Source organism: Mucilaginibacter aurantiaciroseus, from assembly GCF_024055595.1.
Classification (GTDB): Bacteria; Bacteroidota; Bacteroidia; order Sphingobacteriales; family Sphingobacteriaceae; genus Mucilaginibacter; species Mucilaginibacter aurantiaciroseus.
Genome location: NZ_JAMXOF010000003.1, coordinates 259657 through 278465, shown reverse-complemented (window position 1 = coordinate 278465; position 18809 = coordinate 259657). Strand labels below are relative to the sequence as shown.

Genomic DNA, 18809 nt, shown 5'->3' with positions numbered 1-18809 from the left:
TAAGTGGTAAAATTGTCTAACAAATAGCTCAAAAGTAAAAGTAAAAAATGTAATTTTCAGACTTATCAACGTTCTGCTTATTTTGTACATTTTTACTTACACAAAGTTAACACGTTTTATACCTCTTATTAACATTAGTGTTAATTTTACACAATACATAAACTAAATATGACCAGAACTGTTGATTTCCTTGTGGTAGGGTCGGGCATAGCCGGATTAAGTTTTGCATTAAAGGCTGCAAAGCACGGTAAGGTTCTGATAGTTACAAAAGCTAACGAAGACGAGAGTAACACTAAGTATGCCCAGGGTGGCGTTGCAGTAGTTGTTGATAAAAAAGAAGATTCGTTCGAAAAACATATAAATGACACTTTAATTGCCGGTGACGGCCTTTGTGACCCCATTGTTGTAGAAGCCGTTGTTAAGGAGGGACCAGCCCGTATCCGTGAAATTATAGACTACGGAACCAACTTTGATATGACAAATGAAGGTATTTATGACCTTGCAAAAGAAGGTGGGCACAGTGAATTTAGGGTATTACATTATAAAGATATTACCGGCTTTGAAATTGAGCGCTCTTTATTAGAAGAAATTCACCGTGAGCCCAATATTGAGATACTTACACATTACTTTGCTGTAGATCTGATAACGCAGCACCATTTGGGCGAGTTTGTAGATAAATCATCAGATAATATAAAGTGTTATGGTATATATGCTTTTAATACCGAGAATAACCAGGTTGAGAAGATAGAATCTAAAATAACCATTATGGCATCAGGTGGTGCAGGGCATATATATTCGGTGACCACAAACCCGGTGATTGCTACCGGTGATGGTGTAGCTATGGTTTACCGTGCGAAGGGTAAGGTGCGTAATATGGAGTTTATCCAGTTCCACCCAACGGCTTTATATAACCCGGGTGAGTACCCATCATTCCTGATATCGGAAGCGGTACGTGGTATGGGTGGTGTATTAAGACGTACCAATGGTGAGGAATTTATGCAGGAATATGATGAGCGTAAATCATTAGCACCAAGGGATATTGTGGCAAGGGCTATTGATGCCGAAATAAAAAAATCAGGTGAGGACTTTGTTTACCTGGATATCCGCCATAAAAAGAAGAAAGATATTATAGCGCACTTCCCTAATATCTATGCCAAATGTTTAGAGATAGGTATAGATATGACCCGCGATATGATCCCGGTTGCACCGGCCTGCCACTATATGTGTGGTGGTGTATTGGTAGATCACCAGGGAAGATCATCTATCAATAGGTTATACGCCTGCGGAGAATGTTCATCGACAGGTCTGCATGGTGCTAACCGGTTGGCATCAAACTCTTTATTAGAAGCCTTAGTTTTTGCCCACCGCATTTATAAAGATGCTATTGTAGATTTCGCGAGTTTGGAGATACCGACCAATATCCCAGATTGGAATGAGCATGGTGTACAACTTTCCAATGAAGATATACTGGTTACGCACAACATCCGCGAGATGCAGAAACTGATGAATGACTATGTTGGTATCGTACGTTCCGATTTCCGTTTAGAAAGGGCTATGCGCAGACTACGTTTGCTTTATGAAGAAACAGAAGATTTCTATAAGAAAACCAAGCTATCTGTTAAGCTTTGCGAGTTGCGTAATTTAATCCAGGTAAGTTACTTGGTGGTAAAATCAGCTACCGCCAGGCACGAGAGCAGGGGACTTCACTATACTACAGATTACCCGGAGCACCAAGAGGTTTTGGAGGACACTGTTTTTTGAGATTTGCAATTACTTTAATTTAACCCAATCAATCGTTCGCGTTAAAATTATGGAAACAGGCTTGTTATTATTTATTAGTTTACCGTATTTATCGTAGCGAAAGGGGTCAAAATAGATACCATCATTATACATATATGTATCGTAACCCTTTAAATTCTGAGGTCCGATAAATTTAATTAACAGATGTCCTGGTTTTAAAAAGAGTTGATTAACATAATAAGACGTGGCTAATGTCTCTTTTACTAATCTTAAACTTTGTTGATTAATGAACCACGTTTTATTAGTATTTAAATCATGTATTTCGATTGCTTTAATGCTTGATAAATCAATAAATGAACTGACTTTATATTTTCCAAAAAAGTTATCATTTTTAGTTTGACCAAATAAGTTAATAGTACTTGAAATAAAAAAGAAACTAATAACAAATAGCTTTAACATGAAGTAAACAATTAGAGCGGAAAACGGGATTCGAACCCGCGGCCTTCAGTTTGGGAAACTGATGCTCTACCAACTGAGCTATTTCCGCTTGTATTATAAGTCAAAAATAAATAAATTTTGAGATAAATTTTAAATTGCTTTTTACCTTTTTTTCTTCACCTTTTACCTCCAAAAATATGCCTCTTATACTTCCTGTAAAAGATAAATTACCCCAATGGGGAACAGATTGCTTTATTGCCCAAAATGCTACCATTGTTGGCGATGTGGTAATGGGGAATAATTGCTCTGTTTGGTTTAACGCGGTTATCCGTGGCGATGTGCATTACATTAAAATAGGCGATAACTCTAATATACAGGATGGCGCCGTAATCCATGCTACTTACCTAAAAGCACCTACTAATATCGGCAATAACGTATCTATCGGCCACAATGCTATTGTGCATGGCTGTACACTACACGATAATGTTTTAATAGGAATGGGTGCCATTTTAATGGACGATGTGGTGGTGGAGGAATACGTGATTATAGGGGCCGGCTCTGTAGTATTAGAGCGCACCGTTTGCGAAAGCGGCTACCTGTATGCAGGCAACCCCGCAAAAAAAATAAAGCCACTTACCGTTGAGCAAAAGGCTTTATTAAATAAGCTGCCGCAAAACTATATCATGTATTCCGGTTGGTTTAAGGATTGATCTGTTCTTTCGGGATATCTATCGGCTCCTCGGCTTCCCAATTTGCCCTTAGGGTAATTTCTTTATCGTATAGCCAAATATTCTCGGGCTGTGCTCTAAGCTTAACGTTACCGCTATCCCAACGGCCGTTTTTATTGGTGTCGTACACTACCCTGATCTTGTATTTCCCGGTTAGGTAATTTTTATAAAGTATCGAACCACTTTTCGATATAGGGTCGGAGTGGATCAAGTTCTTTTGCTCGTCCATTAATTCAATCACATAGCTTTTGCTGCTATCCGGCACATTAACTTTAAGGGTAAGCTGGCTGTAGTTGTCGGGTTTATCCGCCTCAAAGTTTATACCTGTACGCTTGTTTTTATCGCCGTAAATATCTACAACCGCCGCTTCGTTCAATACAAGTTGGTACTTGCCACCCGCTCGCCACCTGTTTTTTACAATAATAACACGGGGGTTCCCCGGGTCTTTTTGTACGTTTAAATTAGGCACATTGGTCGAATCTATGGTAATTGAAATCAACCCTGGTTCAATATTTTCCACAGGCAAATTGGCGGTTATTCTAAGGTCCGTGTTGGGCTTCAATTTATTATCCCGGTTAATACCGTATTTGAATGTAAGTACACGTGTAAAGGCCTCTTTACGGCCTTTTAACTGGTATATGGTATCAATAGGCTTATTATTATCATAAATGGCTACGCGTAACGAGTCAAAGGCCATGTTGCGCATATATACTAAAGCGGTATCCTTTGTTTTGCTGATGTCTACTATTTTCTGTTCGTCTAATCCCTGGGGGTAAATGATCTTTAAAGAAGGGTTAGTTAAACGCTTGTTAAATACAAGAGATAGCACACCATCATTAGTCAGTTTCTTTTCGGAAACCCTAAATTTTTGCGGTATCTGCAGGAACAGCGATAGCCTGATGCCCGAAGTATCCTTGTTCAAGTTAATGGTACGGTTAGAGAATGCGATTAATTCTTTGTCATTATCAAATATTTTGTTTGGGCTTGGTTCTTTTAACGCGTAGATCTTGTATTGGCCATCGTGCAAATTGTTTAGGGTGAAATTTCCTGCCGAATCTGTTGTGGCAAAAATGGTAGGCTTCTTTTTACCGAACAACAATGAATCCAGTTTAACCGGGAAGATCATCACCGTGGCGTCCTTTTCTTTTTCCTGGGTGATGCTGTTCACCACAAAACCCGACATGCTCAACGAGTCGATGTGCGGCCCGGTAGAAAACACGTAGGTAAAGTTGTCCATTATGTTGCCTTCGTTTACATCCTGGATGGCTTTACCAAAGTTGATAACGTAGGTTGTATTTTTCTGCAGCGAATCTTTAAAATCGATGATCAGGTCGCGTTTGCTTATTTTGTAATCAGGTTGTTTTTCCAGTGCTGGGCTAATGGTAATTTCCTGATATTGGTTGTTCAGTTTATAAAACTCGTCAAATTCCAATCGGATCTCTTTTGCCTTAAAATTACGGGTCATATTTTCCGGGGTCGCTTTCAATAATTTGGGAGGGGTAAGGTCGCGCGGGCCCCCCATAGGTTTTTGGATGCTTGCGCAGCCAAAAACTAATAAAGCGATAAAGGTGAAGAAGATGTTTTTACTAAAAATGGCCGGTTTTGGTTTTAACATTGTTTTTATGCCCTATAAACGATTTTTACTTTTTTTTGAACTGTGATATAAAAAGTCTAAAAAAATGCTTTAAAAAAGATATTTTATAATTAACTGATTTGTAGATAGTTATAAACTATCGGGATACATGTACCATTAAAACCGATACATCCGACGGTGACACACCCGAAATTCGGGATGCCTGCCCTAAGGTTCGTGGTTTTATCCTCATCAGTTTTTCGCGCGCTTCTTTAGAAAGTGAAACCAGTTGATGATAGTTAAACTCGGGATTGATTTCCCGGTCTTCCATTCTTTTCATCCGGTCAACAATTTCCAATTCTTTTATAAAGTAACTCTCATATTTGATTTTTATTTCAGCCTGTTCAATAGTTTCTTTATCATAATCTGATAACTTATCTGAGAGCGAACTATCTACACGCTTTAGTTCATTAAAACCTATTTGCGGCCGGCTTAATAAATTAAACAGCTTGGCATTTTGGTTGATAGGCGAGGTGCCCGCCTCCTCCAGTAAACTATTTACTTCAGATGGGTTGATGCTTTTGATTCTGGTGAAGGCAACTATCTCGTCCGAGTTTTTGATCTTACGGTTAACCTTGTCCAGGCGCTCATCGCTTATTAAACCAAGCTCATGGCCCATTGTGCTTAACCGGATATCAGCGTTATCCTGGCGTAACAATAAACGGTGCTCTGCCCTGGAAGTAAACATGCGGTATGGCTCATCGGTACCTTTTGTAACCAGGTCGTCTATTAAAACACCAATGTATGATTCGGATCTTTTCAGGATCAGCTCGTGTTTATCATTTATTTTTTGGTGCGCGTTAATACCCGCAATAAATCCTTGCGACGCAGCCTCTTCATAGCCGGTAGTCCCGTTTATCTGACCGGCAAAATAAAGATTGCTGATCTGCTTTGTTTCAAGCGTTAAAGTTAGCTGGGTAGGCGGAAAAAAATCGTATTCGATAGCATAGCCTGGACGGAACATTTTAGCCGTTTCAAAACCCGGTATTTGGGTAAGTGCTTTATATTGTACATCCTCTGGCAACGAAGTAGAGAAACCATTTACATATATCTCGCAAGTGTTCCATCCTTCGGGCTCAACAAATATCTGGTGACGGTCTCGCTCTGCAAATCGGTTAATTTTATCTTCAATGGACGGGCAGTACCTTGGGCCTAAACCTTTAATACGGCCGGTAAACATTGGCGATCTTTCAAAGCCTTCTTTAAGTGTTTCGTGTACTTTAATATTAGTATAAGTGATCCAACAGCAGCGTTGGTCCTTTGCCAATTCTACATCGGTATAAGAGAAGCGGCCGCGTTCTTCGTCGCCCCATTGCTCTTCCATTAACGAATAATTCAAGCTCCGTCCATCCACTCGGGGCGGGGTTCCTGTCTTCATTCTGCCGGCATCAAACCCCAGGGTAATCAGTTGTTCTGTTAAGCCGGTAGCGGCTTTTTCACCTGTACGGCCACCACCAAATTTCTTTTCACCAATATGAATAACACCGTTTAAAAATGTGCCATTGGTAAGGACTACTGCATCCGATTCTATTTCTATATCGAGCGATGTTTTTACACCTGCAACAGTATTTCCTTTAATTAAAAGAGAGGTAACAGTATCCTGCCAAAAATCAACGTTGGGGGTTTTTTCTAAAGCAATTCGCCATTCTTCAGCAAAACGCATTCGGTCGCTTTGTGCCCGTGGGCTCCACATAGCAGGGCCTTTACTTAAATTAAGCATCCTAAATTGCAGGGACGTTTTGTCGGTTATAATACCCGAGTAGCCGCCCAACGCATCAATTTCACGCACTATTTGCCCTTTAGCCACACCACCCATAGCCGGGTTGCAACTCATCTGCGCAATAGTCCCCATGTTCATGGTGATTAGCAAAACAGAAGAGCCTAAATTGGCAGCGGCAGCGGCAGCTTCACAGCCCGCGTGCCCGGCACCAACCACTATAACATTGTATTTTTTAAACATATAACCTCCATGTTCCACGTGGAACATTATGAAATTTCTTAATTAGATGTTCCACGTGGAACATTAAAAAATGAGTATAAAGCGAATGCCGCCCAAATGCCCTCTAATACTACAAAAGGGTAAAAACCAATCATGTATGACGACAGTCCACACATGCCCGCACCTATAAAGTTCATGCCGGTGTACAGGCGTGTTTGCGCCGATATCTGCTTGAACATGTTAAGCAAAAACGCAACCAATAAGATGATAACCCCAATAGAAGCAATAATGTCTGATATTTTCATCTTGTTACGCTTCTTTAAGTTCGCCTAATTCAATCCAACGTGCTGTTTTGGCATCCAGTTGTTTGTTTAGGTAGGTGATCTTATCAGTCAGTTTAGTTAAATCTTTTGGGTCGATATCGGTTGTGTTTAAAGCATCAGCTGTTTCTTTTAGCTTGTCTTCAATATCTGCTATCTCTTTTTCAAGCCCTTCGTATTCCTTTTCCTCTTTAAAACTAAGCTTTGTTTTTTTTGGTGCTTCAGCTTGTGTTTGAGCAGGGGCAGGCGTTGTCTTTTTATTCAATTGTTTCGCTTCTTCCAGTTCCAACCGGTAAGACGTATAGTTGCCGTTATAAATAAGCACCTTACCTTCGTCTTCCATAATGAAAAGTTGGTCGGTTAGTTTATCAAGCAAATACCTGTCGTGCGATACCATAATCAATATACCCGGGAAGTTGGTTAAAAACTCCTCCAATACATTCAAGGTATCAATATCAAGGTCGTTTGTAGGCTCATCTAAAATCAAAAAGTTTGGGTTTTTGATCAGGATGCTCATCAAGTGAAGGCGTTTCTTTTCGCCACCACTTAATTTCGAAACCATGCCGTATTGCTTAACAGGAGGGAATAGAAATAAGGTAAGCAAAGCAGAAGCCGAGATAAGCTTGCCATCTGCCATAGTAATAAACTCAGCAACGTTTTTTACAATATCTATAACGCGCTCATCTTCCTTAAAACTTAATCCCGCCTGGTTAAAGTAACCAATCACGGTTGTTTCGCCCTTGATGATCTCGCCACTATCGGGCTGCAAGCCGTCGGTTATTAAATTTAATAAGGTAGACTTGCCGCTACCATTCTTCCCGGCTAAGCCAATACGGTCGGCTTTTTTAAAGGTGTAGCTAAAATCTTTAATATAAGTGTTACCATTAAAGCCTTTGCTAATATGGTGCATCTCCATGATTTTGTTGCCCTGGCGGGATACCTTAACACTTAGCTCAACGTTTTCTTTTCCGCCACGGTCTTTAGTCTTAGCTTCCAGGTCGTAAAAGGCATCAATACGTGATTTTGATTTGGTGCCACGTGCCTTGGGTTGTCGGCGCATCCATTCCAGCTCTTTACGTAACAGGTTCGAGTTTTTTTGGAAGGTAGCATCGTCAGAAGCTTCTCTTTCGGCCTTCTTTTCCAGGTAGTAACCATAGTTACCTATATACGGAATGATCTTGCCTCTGTCTATCTCCAGGATCTCGTTACAAACATTATCCAGGAAGTACCTGTCGTGTGTAACCATCAATATGGTTTTGCTTCCTTCGGTCAGTAATTTTTCCAGCCACTCAATAGTATCAATATCAAGGTGATTGGTAGGCTCATCTAAAATATAGATCTCCGGATCTTCAATTAAAAGTTTAGCTAAAGCCAACCGTTTTTTCTGCCCGCCTGATAGCGTGTTAATGTGCTGGTTAAGATGATGTATGTCTAGCCTTCCTAAAATTGTCTTGATCTTATACTCATATTCCCAGGCATCAATTTCGCTCATCTCCTCCATCACTTTATCCATCTCCTTCATGTTCTCGGGGTCGTTTTCCAACAACTCCTCGTAACGGCGGATTAGCTGCTGCTGAATATTATCCGCATGGAATATGTAATCGCTGATGGTAACCGCGTTTTTAAAGAAAGGGTCCTGCTCCAGGTAGCCAACGTTTAGGTCGCGTGCTTGCGCAACTTTACCTTCGGTTGGCTTTAACGAACCGGAAAGAATTTTTAACAACGTTGTTTTGCCCGCACCATTAACACCAACAAGCGCCACCCTGCGGCCGCGGTTAATGCCAATGGTAAGGTTTTTAAACAACCAGTTATCATGAAAGGAGTGGCCTAAATTTTCGGCCGAGATATAAGTGCTCACTAATTAGTATGTATTTTATCTGATGTATATATAAAAGTGCCCGTTGCACTCTCTAATGATTTTTTGAACATAGCATAGGCAACCGTGCTGCCTTTGATGCTCCTGTATTTTTTTAACCCGCAAATAAGCAGCGGGTCTATTATTTTGAAAAGGCCGGTAGCCAAATTTTCTAACCAGTGGCTTCTTTCCCGCTCACCCATTAACATGGATGGTTGATAGATATGCAAGGTTTCTAAACCCAATCGCAGCAATGCATCCTCCAGTTCGCCCTTTAATTTTGTATAAAATACCGGCGAATTTTTGTCAGCCCCAATGGCTGTTACTACATGAAACTGTTTAACGCCATTTTGCTTGGCTAATTGTGCCAGTTGCAAAGGGTAGGCATAATCAATCTTCCTGTATTGTTCCTTATCCGGTGCCTGGCTCTTAGTTGTTCCCAAACAGCTGAATATGGCGTGGCCGGTGATGGTATCCGCGAATTTATCAAGGTCATCAAAATTGATAACCAATTGCACCAGTTTTTTATGCTTAAGGGGTAATTCTTTCCTAACTAAAACTAAAACCTCGCTGTACTCGGCGGCCTCCAGTAATATATTTAATAAATTACTGCCAATTAAGCCGCTTGCGCCCGCTATAATTGCCTTATATGCCATTATGGTAGGTTTTAACGTGCAAATTTACGCATAAATAAATTGTGGAATAAATATTGAGCGTTTAAACATGTATCTAATTACATAACGAGTATTAATTTATCAGGAAAAAAAGCAGAATTTCACACTGAGGGCGACAGGGGGCATAATGATATAGGTTGGTTAAAAGCAAATTTTTCATTCAGTTTCGGGCCATTCAGGGGCGATACAAAGACGAATTTTGGTGCTTTAAGGGTGCTGAATGACGACTTTATTGCACGTGGAAATGGCTTCGGCCTCCACTCATACCATAACATGGAGATATCACCACCATTGTATTGGAAAGCGCCTTAGAGCACCAGGATAGCATGGGTAATAAAGGCATAATCAAAGCGGGCGACGTGCAGATTATGTCGGCAGGCGCCGGTGTGTTCCATTCGGAGTATAACCTTTCGAGATCGAAAGATACCCAATCCTTACAGATCTGGATGTTCCCCAAAGTAAGGGGTATCAAACCGAGGTATGATCAAAAAAAACTTAAGCAATATGTTTATAATGAATGAGTTAACTATTATGATATCGCCGTTAAAAAGATGATAAGTTTTGGTTAAATCAGGATGCTACTTTTTCGCAAGGCGATTTTGATGCAGGGCAACAGTTAATTTACACCATTAAAACACCCGGAAATGGTGCTTATGTTTGCGGGCGAAGTAAAAATCGCAAATCAGGTTTTAAACAAAAGGGATGCGATCGGCGTTTACGATACAGAAGCAATTACGATAGAAACCAATAGCGAAAGAAAAGTATTGATCATAAAAGTACCGATGATATTTTAAACATTAGAATAAAATTTCTGTACCCTAAAACAATTGATAAATACTTTGTTTATAACTGGCAAGTAATAATAACTTATGGCAGAACAGGCAATTACCGGGTACAAAAAATGGCTGGAAGGCGTTGGGGAGCAGGGCGTATTCTTTAAAAGCTTTTTCCGCAATATTTTTAGGGGCGGTTTTGAATGGTCGGAGTTTGTGCGCCAGTGTTACGAAATAGGATACCGCTCTATGATGTTGGTAGGTATCACCTCGTTTATTATGGGGATGGTTCTTATCCTGCAACTTAGGCCATCCATGTTAGAAATGGGTGCCGAAAGCATGCTGCCTAAGACGCTTGCGGTGTCGTTTATACGTGAAATAGGGCCGGTCATTATCGCTATTATCTGCGCCGGCAAAGTAGCATCGGGAATTGGTGCCGAGCTGGGCAGTATGAAGGTTACCGAGCAGATAGACGCCATGGAAGTATCGGGCGCAAACCCATTACAATACCTTGTGGTAACCCGTATTTTGGCAACCAGCTTAATGGTGCCGTTATTAACCGTAATTGGTGACGCTATTGGCCTTTTCGGGGGCTTTTTAGCGTTAAACTTTACCGATGATATCAGATTTACGCTTTACTTCCACAAATGTATTTCTTCTCTTGAATTTATAGACTTCCTGCCTGCTGTTGTTAAAACCGTTTTCTTTGGTTTTGCTATTGGTTTTGTCGGGTGTTATAAAGGATATAACTCCAATAAAGGTACTGAAAGTGTGGGCATCGCGGCGAACTCGGCTGTAGTAACGGCATCTTTATGGATTTTTGTTATTGATGCCGTTGCAGTACAAATCACCAGCTTACTATTTTACAGGTAACCATGGAAGATACTAAACAAAACAAGCCGGACGTGGATAAGCCTACAAACGAAGTGGTTGTGGATATCGACCATATTTCCAAATCTTTTGGGACGAAAGATGTGCTTACAGATATCAATTTACAGCTAAAACGAGGCGAAAATATAGTGGTACTTGGTAAATCGGGCCAGGGCAAATCGGTTACGATACAGTGTATTGTTGGCTTGCTTACACCAGATACCGGCACCGTTAAGGTTTTTGGCGATGATGTGGCTGAAATGAATGAAGAGCAGCTAAAACAGTTACGTACTAAAGTCGGCTTCCTGTTTCAAAGCGGTGCGTTATACGATTCAATGACCGTGCGCGATAACCTGGAATTTCCGCTTATACGTATCCTAAAAATAACTGACCAGGCTGAACTGGATAAACGAGTAGAAGAAGCCCTTGACGGTGTAGGCCTTGCTGACGCAATAGACAAGCGACCATCTGATCTTTCGGGCGGGATGCGTAAACGTGTGGGATTGGCGAGAACGATGATTGTAAGGCCTGAAATAATGCTTTATGACGAGCCTACGACAGGATTAGACCCCATCACCTCGCGCGAGATAAGCGAGTTGATCCTGAACATGCAAAAAAAGTATAAAACATCATCCATAATTATAACTCATGACATGGAATGCGCCAAAATCACCGCCGACCGTGTTTTGATCATGAACGAGGGTACATATATAGCCGAGGGCTCGTTTAATGAGCTAAAAAAATCGGACGACGAATTGGTAAGGTCATTTTTTAACGAAACAACATGAAAACTACATCATCACAAAAAATAAAAATTGGCGTGTTCACGGTTGTGGGCCTACTGGTACTTTTCCTCGCGGTATTTTATATCGGGAACCAAAAGAGCCTGTTTAGCTCAACATTTAAAGTATACGGAACATTTAAGAACGTTAGCGGCCTTACCGTTGGGAACAACGTGCGCTTTGCCGGTATAAATGTGGGCGTAGTTGAAGCCATAAACATAGTAACAGATAGTTCCGTACGGGTTGACCTTACACTAAATAATTCGGTAAGAAAATTCATCAAAACCGATTCTAAAATGAGTATTGGTAGTGATGGTTTGATGGGTGATAAATTGGTAGTAATTGCACCTGGCGGGATAACCAGTCAAATTGAAATTAGCGAGGGTAAAGAATTAGGATCGGTTAACCCGGTTGATATGGACAAGATCATCACCAAACTCATTAAGGTTGCCGACAATGCAGAAAGCCTTACCAGCGACCTGTCACAAATTGTAGCTAAAGTAAATAGTGGTAAAGGGAGTATTGGCCGCTTGCTTAATAACGATAAAATAGCAAGGGATCTGGAAGGAACGGTAAAACAAGCCCAAACTACCATGAAGGGTGTGCATAGTACAACAGCAACCCTTAACGAAGATTTGAAAGCCGCCCAGCATAACTTCTTGCTTAGGGGTTTCTTCAAAAAGAAGGAGAAGGCCGTCAAAGCCAAACAAGATTCTATCAAAAAAGTACAGGAAGAAGCTATAAAAGCCAAAGAAAAAGCAGCTAAAGATGCCGCTAAGAAAAAGGATGATAATTAAGCGACGAACAGAACAACGAGTAAACAAAAAGTGGAAGCTAATTAGCTTCCACTTTTTGCTATAATGCTTTAGTTATTTCGTCAGACAATGGTTTTGTTGTAGAGCGGTAACGATGGATCAGTTTGCCATTCTCGTCTATCAGGAATTTTTCAAAATTCCATTTGATCTCGCCTGTAAAATCAGGATTTGGCTCTTTGGTTAAGTAAGCGAATATGGGTACTATATCATCGCCCTTGACACTCACTTTTGAACTTAAAGGAAAAGTTACACCAAAGTTTTTCTTGCAAAACTCTTTTACGTCAGCATTGGTGCCCGGCTCCTGGTCGCCAAAGTTATTTGCCGGGAAACCAACAACAACTACCTTGTCTTTGTAACGGTCCGCAAGCTTTTGTAATTCGGCATATTGTGGGGTAAAACCACATTTTGATGCTGTATTTACAATAAGCAATTTTTTGCCTTTGTATTTCGACAAAGAAAAATCGTTACCATCAATGGTTTTAAGCTTGAAGCGGTAAAGCGGTGCAGGTGCCGATGTGATGAACATCAAGGCGCAGATTAATGTCAGTAATTTCATGTTTTATGTTTGAAAATAAATGATTTACGAGGACGATTGATTTACGGATGTAAAATTAGGTATTAAAAACCTCTTTTATCCAAATAGAAATCCTCTTTCTGCGTCATTTTTTTCTTAGCGGCAGGGGTTTTGTCCGGGTAACCCAATAAGTGCAGTGTGCCGTGAATGATCACTCGGTGTAGTTCCTGCCCCGGCGTAACGCCAAATTTGGCAGCGTTCTCTTTAATGCGTTCTATAGAAATAAAAATATCGCCTACAATTACTCCTTTTTCATACGAATTATCGAAGGTGATGATATCAGTATAAGTATCGTGATCAAGATATTCCTGATTGATCTTTAGCAGGTATTCGTCGGTGCAAAAAATATAGGTAAGCTCGCTCAGTTTATAGCACTCGGCAACAATGGTATTGGTGATCCATTTACGTACCGCGTTTTTGTTTTTTAATTTATAACTGATGTCTTCCTCATGGAAAGTAATTGCGGGCATTATATTTTAAAGTGTAGTTCAACCTCGTTACCACTTGCATTAAATATACATTGGTCGGCAAGGTGCTTTAATATAAATACGCCACGGCCGGTAAGTTCTTCCAGGCGGTCGGCAGCTGTTGGGTCTGCCAGGTTATTATAGTCGAAACCGGCACCCTCATCAGTAACGGTCCAAATGATGCGTTTGCCATAAACCTCAACATTTACGTAAACCTTTTTATTGGGGTCTAATTTATTGCCATGTATAATTGCATTAATAACCGCCTCGTTAAGGCAGGTCATCATGTTGGCAAACACATCTTCGGCTACGTTATGTTTATCCGCTACCTCTTCTATTAAAGCCTCCAGCGGTGTAATGCTTTCGTGTTTTGACGGAAGTTGTAGTGTATAAAGTTCCGTTTGAACGTTCGCCTGTGCCATATCATTTTCCATTAAGTTGATCAAAGTATTTTTTAATTTTTTGCCTGTAATACAAGTTAAGCGCCGCAGGTACTGTTCTTATTTGTTCCGTTTGCTTTGTCTTAACCTGCTCATAGTCCTGCAAAGCTTTAATATACCCCGGCGGCATGTTGCTTGCCGCCCGGCTCTCCCTCTTTTGGTCCTGCTCTCTCTCTTGCTCCGCTTTCTCGGCCTCCAGCAAACGTATTTTTATTTGCTCTTGCCTTTTTAACGCTTCGTTTGTAATTTTCTTGTTTACGAGATCGTTCTCAGTTTGTTCCATTTCTTTTGAAATTTTATCTAAATTTCCTAAACCATTAGTACCGTCTTTATTGTTCTCTTTATTTATTTGCTGCAACGTTTGCCTAATCATTTGTTGCTCGCGCGCCATTTTGGCAAACTGCTCGCTCATGCCTTGCTGGTCTTGCTGTCCGGTTTTGCCAGTTTGAGGGTTACCCATCTTCTGCAACTGCTCGCGCGCCTTTTGCATGTTTTGATTTAGCTGCTGCTGCATCTTGCTTAATTGCGATAACGAAGGTTGTTTGCCTTTGCCCCTACCACTTTTGCTTTGCTGTTTTTGCAATTGAGCAAGTGCTTCACTTAACATAAGTGCTAAATTATTCATACTGGTCATAGCAAATTGCTGGTTGCGCAGGGCTTCGGGCGTTTTGCGCTCGCCTAAATTATCTAAAGATTGGTCTATTTGCTCATTAATACCAGCAATTTCTTTGTTAACGGTCGATTGTATCTGCGGAATGCGTCGGCTAAGCGAATACAAACTATCCTCAGCTGTTTTTAAATTATCCTTAACATCTTTTTGTTTTTGCGCTAACGCGATATAGCCCGGATCGGTAGGACTGGTATTGCGTAATTGCTGCATTATTTTTTCTTGAGTGAACGAACTGTTCACCAAAGATTTTAACAATTCGCGCAGCTGGCGGGCATCAACGGCGTTTTCGCTCTCCTGTCCTTCGCTTTCATCGTTCTTTAGTTTATCGGCAAGCTGCTTCATTTGTTTGGCGGCTTGCTGTTGCGCTTTTGATGCCTGCGGGCGGCTGTTTTTTTTTAACGCATCCGAACTTTTGTTCATCTGCTCATCTATCGACTGCTTTTCGGCCTCCGGGTTTTTAAACTCTTGTTTGTTGCCGTTCTTCTCGTTTTCTTTTTGCAGTTCGTCCAGCTGTTTTTTGATGTTATTAAACTGGTTACTCAGCTTTTCTTGTTGCTGCAGGTCCTTATTGTTGTTACCAGCCTTTTGAGTTTGGTCTGATAGCTTTTGCTGATTTTGCGCCAGTTGGTTTAATTGGTTTACGTTTTGGTTCAGCTTTTGTTCAAAATCGAGCTTTTTATATAGTTCCAGGATACGGTCAAGCTCTTTCTTTAACGATTTATTGTCCAACTGCATTTTAGATAATTCGTCGCGGGTGCTATCCTTTTGGCTTTCCTGCAACAGCTGTTGTAATCTTTGCAGCATTTCCTTGGTCTTATCATCCAGCACATTGTTAAACAGGTTTTCAATCTGCTTTTGCATTTCCCTCAGTTCCTGCGTTTGCTGCTGGTTTTCCTGCCTGTTGTAAAGGTTCTTTTTGTTATCGGCCTGAGTATCTTTTACTAACTCATCCAAATCTTTGCGTTTTTGTAGCAGCTCTTCCACCTGCTTTTTCTCATCGAACGAAAGGGCGTTTTTATCCAACAACGCTTGGTTCAACTTCTGCGCGCTTTTTTCAAGCTGCGCAGCCAATTTTACTGCCGACTGCATTTTTTCTTTTACTGCATTACTGCCGTTGTTCAACTCTTCGGCCAATTGGCCGGCATCAGGCACATTCAATGTGCGCTCGGGGGTGCGTGCTTTTTTAGGGCCGGTAACGCCGTCGTTATCGGCAACCTCAAAATAGTAGGTAACGTTATCCCCGGGACGGATGCCCAGTTCTTTCAGATCCCAGAAATAAAAGAAATTTGATTGGGTGGCAGACAGATCCAGTTTAACCGGTTTGTTTACGGAATGTTCGCCTCTTTTTTCGCCAATTTTATAACGAAAGATTAATGACGAAAAGCCATGATCGTCCTGAATCCTGCCATTAAAATAAAAGGCTTTCATACTTACCGAATCCGGCTTTTCCTGTACTTCAATAGCGGGAGCCTCATCTGCAATTACATTAATGCGGTAAGTGGCAGAATCGTTTCGTTGCACATTATTATTTAGCGGACTAACACTATAAGCCGTGTTTTTTAGGATGCTTTCGCGATGCTCAAACAAATTGCCGCTTGTTGGTGCTAAGGGTTTGTTAGCGCCATCAATCTTAAACAAAAGCTTAGAGGCATTTTGCGTGTGGAATTTCCAGGTCACAACAGTGCCGGCAGGCAGGGTAAGGTCGCCGGCATTGGTAATGGTTTCGTTTTTTTTGTGGAGATATGCGGGATAGGTTAAATCGGCATCAAAATTTAATAAAACGGGCTTAAGATTAACCCTTATCTCATATGGTGCCGAGCTAAACCCATTACCCACCAATTTAAACGACGTGTTTTTTTGCAGGTTGGTAAACAGATAATGGAAACGGCTGATGTTCTCTTTATCTAACTTAAATGTATTGTTAGCCGTTTCTACATAAATATCGTTTGGTAGTTTGTCGCCGGTTAATTTTAGGTCGAGTTTGTAATCCTCGCCCTGTACTGCCGATAGGTTCTTATTGAACAATACAAACTGAAATGGTGCAACGGGCGCAAAATATTCGTTATGGCGAATGAGCCTTTTAGTGCTTTCCGTTAAAATTGATGGTGCCGCGAATGCGATGATGCAAATAACAGCCGCAGGCTGGATTACCCACTTTAGGTATTTGCTATTCTCGCGGAGGTTTACTGCCGATGGGAAACTAACCGGCTTTAAAGTTTCTATTTTTTGGTTGATACAGGCCTCAAGCAATTCGCGGTGTTCTGCATTTTCAGTGGATTGCATTTTTAACTGTAGTGTGTTCAGTAACTTATCGTGCACATCATTAAAATGTTGGCCAATGATCTCGGCGGCCTGTAAGTGCGTTAGGGTTTTGCCCAGTTTTAATCTGGCGAATAGCGGTGGCAATACCAGCCAGATGATCAGACCTACATTCAGCAGGATAAAAAAGTAGAAGAGGATGGTACGTAGCGTTGTATTAAAATTACCGAAGTACTCCAGTAATGTGATCACCACGTAGGCCGAAAATATACCTGCGGCTAAAAATATCAGTCCGCGCAGAAGGTTGTTAAAATGGTACTTACGAATAAAGGTGTTGATTTTTTCGATCAACAGATCATAGTTTTCGGCTTGGGTCATAGTTAGGATAAGCTACCAACATACGCAATAAAACGAAAATAATGTATTAATTGATACGCCGGGCATCTTTTAAAAAATGGCCTGTGTTTATCCACCCGCATCAATGCCACGTTATGGTAATTTAATTATTACATAGTTTGCCGGAAACAATTAGCGGGCATTTATTGTCGTTGAATTTATATATAATGAATATTACCACCTTCAACGCATTCCACAGCCGTAACTACCGTTTATATTTCGCAGGGCAATCCGTATCGCTTATTGGTACCTGGATGCAAAAAACAGCCGTAAGCTGGGTTATTTATTCGCTTACCCATTCTACTTTTATGCTGGGAGTTACGCTATTTGCCAGCCAGTTCCCGTCATTTTTACTATCGCTTTTGGGTGGTGTGGTATCTGACAGGTACAATCGTTTCCGGGTGTTGCTTTCCACACAAGTAGCCTCCATGATACAGGCTACTATACTAGCTGTATTGGTGCTGTTGAAACATTATGAAGTATGGGAGATATTGGTGCTAAGCGTTGTGCTCGGCATCATTAATGCATTCGACGTCCCCGCAAGGCAATCATTGGTGTATGAAATGATAGAGGATAAAAAGGACTTGCCTAATGCGCTGGCCCTCAATTCCTCCATGGTAAATCTATCGCGTTTAATTGGCCCCGGCATAGCCGGGTTTATATTAGAGTATTGGGGCGATGGCTTTTGCTTTGCGCTTAATGCTGCAAGTTTTATAGCGGTAATAGGGTCGTTATTAATGATGCGCATGCCCAAATATGTAAAAGCAGAGCACAAGCAAAATGTATTTGGCGAGTTGCGTGAGGGGTTTGCATACTTGAAGGCCACCCCATCTATTTCGTTTGTGATACTGATGCTTGGACTGATAAGCCTGCTGGTATTACCATTTAGCACATTAATACCATACTACGCCCGCGAGGTTTTTAAAGGGAACGCCACAACATTTGGGGTAATAGACAGCGTAATTGGGCTTGGGGCATTTACCGGGGCAATATTCTTGGCATCGCTTAAAGCAGGGAGTAATTTAAAAAAGATCCTGAGTGTTAACACGCTTATATTTGGTATTGGCCTGGTGCTGTTCTCGCACGAGAACACCTATTGGCTGGCATTGGTATTTGCAACTATTACGGGTTTCGGTATGATGTCGCAGATCACTATCAGCAACACCCTGATACAAACCACAGTTGAACCGGGTATGCGCGGGCGGGTAATTAGTTTTTATGCCATGGCGTTTTTTGGTTTGCAACCGATTGGTGGGTTGCTTGTTGGCTCGGTATCTAAATGGATAGGAGCGCCGGATACAATTTTGCTTGAAGGTATCGCGGCATTACTTATCGGCTTGCTGCATTTCCGCTATCAGCGAAAAGAGAAACTGAAGCAGAAAGATAATGTGATGGCTGTTGACGAGCAACATTTACAAGCGGCTGTTTAACCCAAT

Annotated in this window: 17 protein-coding genes, 1 tRNA gene and 1 pseudogene; 8 read left to right on the top strand and 11 right to left on the bottom strand. The window is 41.2% G+C overall.

Annotation, left to right across the window (positions count from 1 at the left end; translation table 11 throughout):
• Positions 1-168 precede the first annotated feature (168 nt).
• Positions 169-1761, top strand: a complete 1593-nt coding sequence (gene nadB / locus NAF17_RS14545; protein WP_252758731.1) for an L-aspartate oxidase — start codon at positions 169-171, stop codon at positions 1759-1761.
• 9 nt (positions 1762-1770) lie between these two features.
• Here the strand turns inward: nadB and NAF17_RS14540 are convergent, their stop codons facing one another.
• Positions 1771-2199 (bottom strand): hypothetical protein, encoded by a 429-nt coding sequence (locus tag NAF17_RS14540; protein ID WP_252758730.1) that lies wholly within the window; start codon positions 2197-2199, stop codon positions 1771-1773.
• A gap of 15 nt (positions 2200-2214) precedes the next feature.
• A tRNA-Gly gene (locus tag NAF17_RS14535) sits at positions 2215-2287 on the bottom strand.
• Between the two features lie 88 nt (positions 2288-2375).
• Between NAF17_RS14535 and NAF17_RS14530 the strand changes: the two genes are divergently transcribed.
• A complete protein-coding gene (locus tag NAF17_RS14530) occupies positions 2376-2888 on the top strand; it encodes a gamma carbonic anhydrase family protein (RefSeq protein WP_252758729.1) in 513 nt (170 codons plus the stop codon).
• Here NAF17_RS14530 and NAF17_RS14525 read toward each other — a convergent pair.
• The 5 genes from NAF17_RS14525 to NAF17_RS14505 all read right to left on the bottom strand — a co-directional run bounded on the left by NAF17_RS14525 (position 2878) and on the right by NAF17_RS14505 (position 9309).
• Positions 2878-4521 carry an Ig-like domain-containing domain gene (locus NAF17_RS14525; protein ID WP_252758728.1) on the bottom strand — a complete coding sequence of 548 codons (1644 nt, stop codon included), beginning with the start codon at positions 4519-4521 and terminating at the stop codon, positions 2878-2880. The two genes, NAF17_RS14530 and NAF17_RS14525, sit on opposite strands and share 11 nt — an antisense overlap.
• Before the next feature lie 115 nt (positions 4522-4636).
• The gene (mnmG, locus tag NAF17_RS14520) at positions 4637-6499 is read right to left on the bottom strand and encodes a tRNA uridine-5-carboxymethylaminomethyl(34) synthesis enzyme MnmG (RefSeq protein ID WP_252759013.1); all 1863 of its coding nucleotides are present in this window, start codon (positions 6497-6499) and stop codon (positions 4637-4639) included.
• Positions 6500-6537: 38 nt separating this feature from the next.
• Complete coding sequence (locus tag NAF17_RS14515; RefSeq protein ID WP_252758727.1) at positions 6538-6783, bottom strand: CBU_0592 family membrane protein; 246 nt, start codon at positions 6781-6783, stop codon at positions 6538-6540.
• A gap of 4 nt (positions 6784-6787) precedes the next feature.
• On the bottom strand, positions 6788-8656 hold the full coding sequence (locus NAF17_RS14510) for an ABC-F family ATP-binding cassette domain-containing protein (RefSeq protein WP_252758726.1): 1869 nt from the start codon (positions 8654-8656) through the stop codon (positions 6788-6790).
• Positions 8656-9309, bottom strand: a complete 654-nt coding sequence (locus NAF17_RS14505; protein WP_252758725.1) for an oxidoreductase — start codon at positions 9307-9309, stop codon at positions 8656-8658. Before NAF17_RS14505 ends, NAF17_RS14510 begins: the two co-directional genes overlap by 1 nt.
• Positions 9310-9608: 299 nt before the next feature.
• Here NAF17_RS14505 and NAF17_RS14500 point away from each other — a divergent pair, with 299 nt between their 5' ends.
• The 5 genes and pseudogenes from NAF17_RS14500 to NAF17_RS14485 all read left to right on the top strand — a co-directional run bounded on the left by NAF17_RS14500 (position 9609) and on the right by NAF17_RS14485 (position 12549).
• A complete protein-coding gene (locus tag NAF17_RS14500; protein WP_370341343.1) occupies positions 9609-9848 on the top strand; it encodes a pirin family protein in 240 nt (79 codons plus the stop codon).
• Between the two features lie 41 nt (positions 9849-9889).
• Positions 9890-10121 (top strand): annotated as a pseudogene (locus tag NAF17_RS18360) (pirin family protein); the annotation flags it as partial.
• A gap of 75 nt (positions 10122-10196) precedes the next feature.
• Positions 10197-10973, top strand: a complete 777-nt coding sequence (locus tag NAF17_RS14495; protein WP_252758723.1) for an MlaE family ABC transporter permease — start codon at positions 10197-10199, stop codon at positions 10971-10973.
• A 2-nt stretch (positions 10974-10975) separates the two neighbouring features.
• Positions 10976-11758: an ABC transporter ATP-binding protein gene (locus NAF17_RS14490; RefSeq protein ID WP_252758722.1), complete on the top strand. Its 783-nt coding sequence runs from the start codon at positions 10976-10978 to the stop codon at positions 11756-11758.
• Positions 11755-12549, top strand: coding sequence for an MlaD family protein (locus tag NAF17_RS14485; protein WP_252758721.1), 795 nt, complete (start codon positions 11755-11757; stop codon positions 12547-12549). Before NAF17_RS14490 ends, NAF17_RS14485 begins: the two co-directional genes overlap by 4 nt.
• Positions 12550-12607: 58 nt before the next feature.
• Here NAF17_RS14485 and NAF17_RS14480 read toward each other — a convergent pair whose 3' ends face one another.
• The 4 genes from NAF17_RS14480 to NAF17_RS14465 all read right to left on the bottom strand — a co-directional run bounded on the left by NAF17_RS14480 (position 12608) and on the right by NAF17_RS14465 (position 17355).
• On the bottom strand, positions 12608-13123 hold the full coding sequence (locus NAF17_RS14480; RefSeq protein WP_252758720.1) for a glutathione peroxidase: 516 nt from the start codon (positions 13121-13123) through the stop codon (positions 12608-12610).
• Positions 13124-13185: 62 nt separating this feature from the next.
• On the bottom strand, positions 13186-13611 hold the full coding sequence (gene ybeY, locus NAF17_RS14475) for an rRNA maturation RNase YbeY (RefSeq protein ID WP_252758719.1): 426 nt from the start codon (positions 13609-13611) through the stop codon (positions 13186-13188).
• The gene (locus tag NAF17_RS14470; protein ID WP_252758718.1) at positions 13611-14054 is read right to left on the bottom strand and encodes an ATP-binding protein; all 444 of its coding nucleotides are present in this window, start codon (positions 14052-14054) and stop codon (positions 13611-13613) included. The genes ybeY and NAF17_RS14470 overlap by 1 nt, the downstream gene beginning before the upstream one ends.
• Positions 14032-17355, bottom strand: a complete 3324-nt coding sequence (locus NAF17_RS14465) for a DUF4175 family protein (protein ID WP_252758717.1) — start codon at positions 17353-17355, stop codon at positions 14032-14034. The genes NAF17_RS14470 and NAF17_RS14465 overlap by 23 nt, the downstream gene beginning before the upstream one ends.
• 185 nt (positions 17356-17540) lie before the next feature.
• On the opposite strand from NAF17_RS14465, the gene NAF17_RS14460 reads away from it, so the two are divergent.
• The gene (locus NAF17_RS14460; protein WP_252758716.1) at positions 17541-18803 is read left to right on the top strand and encodes an MFS transporter; all 1263 of its coding nucleotides are present in this window, start codon (positions 17541-17543) and stop codon (positions 18801-18803) included.
• The last annotated feature ends 6 nt before the right edge of the window (positions 18804-18809 follow it).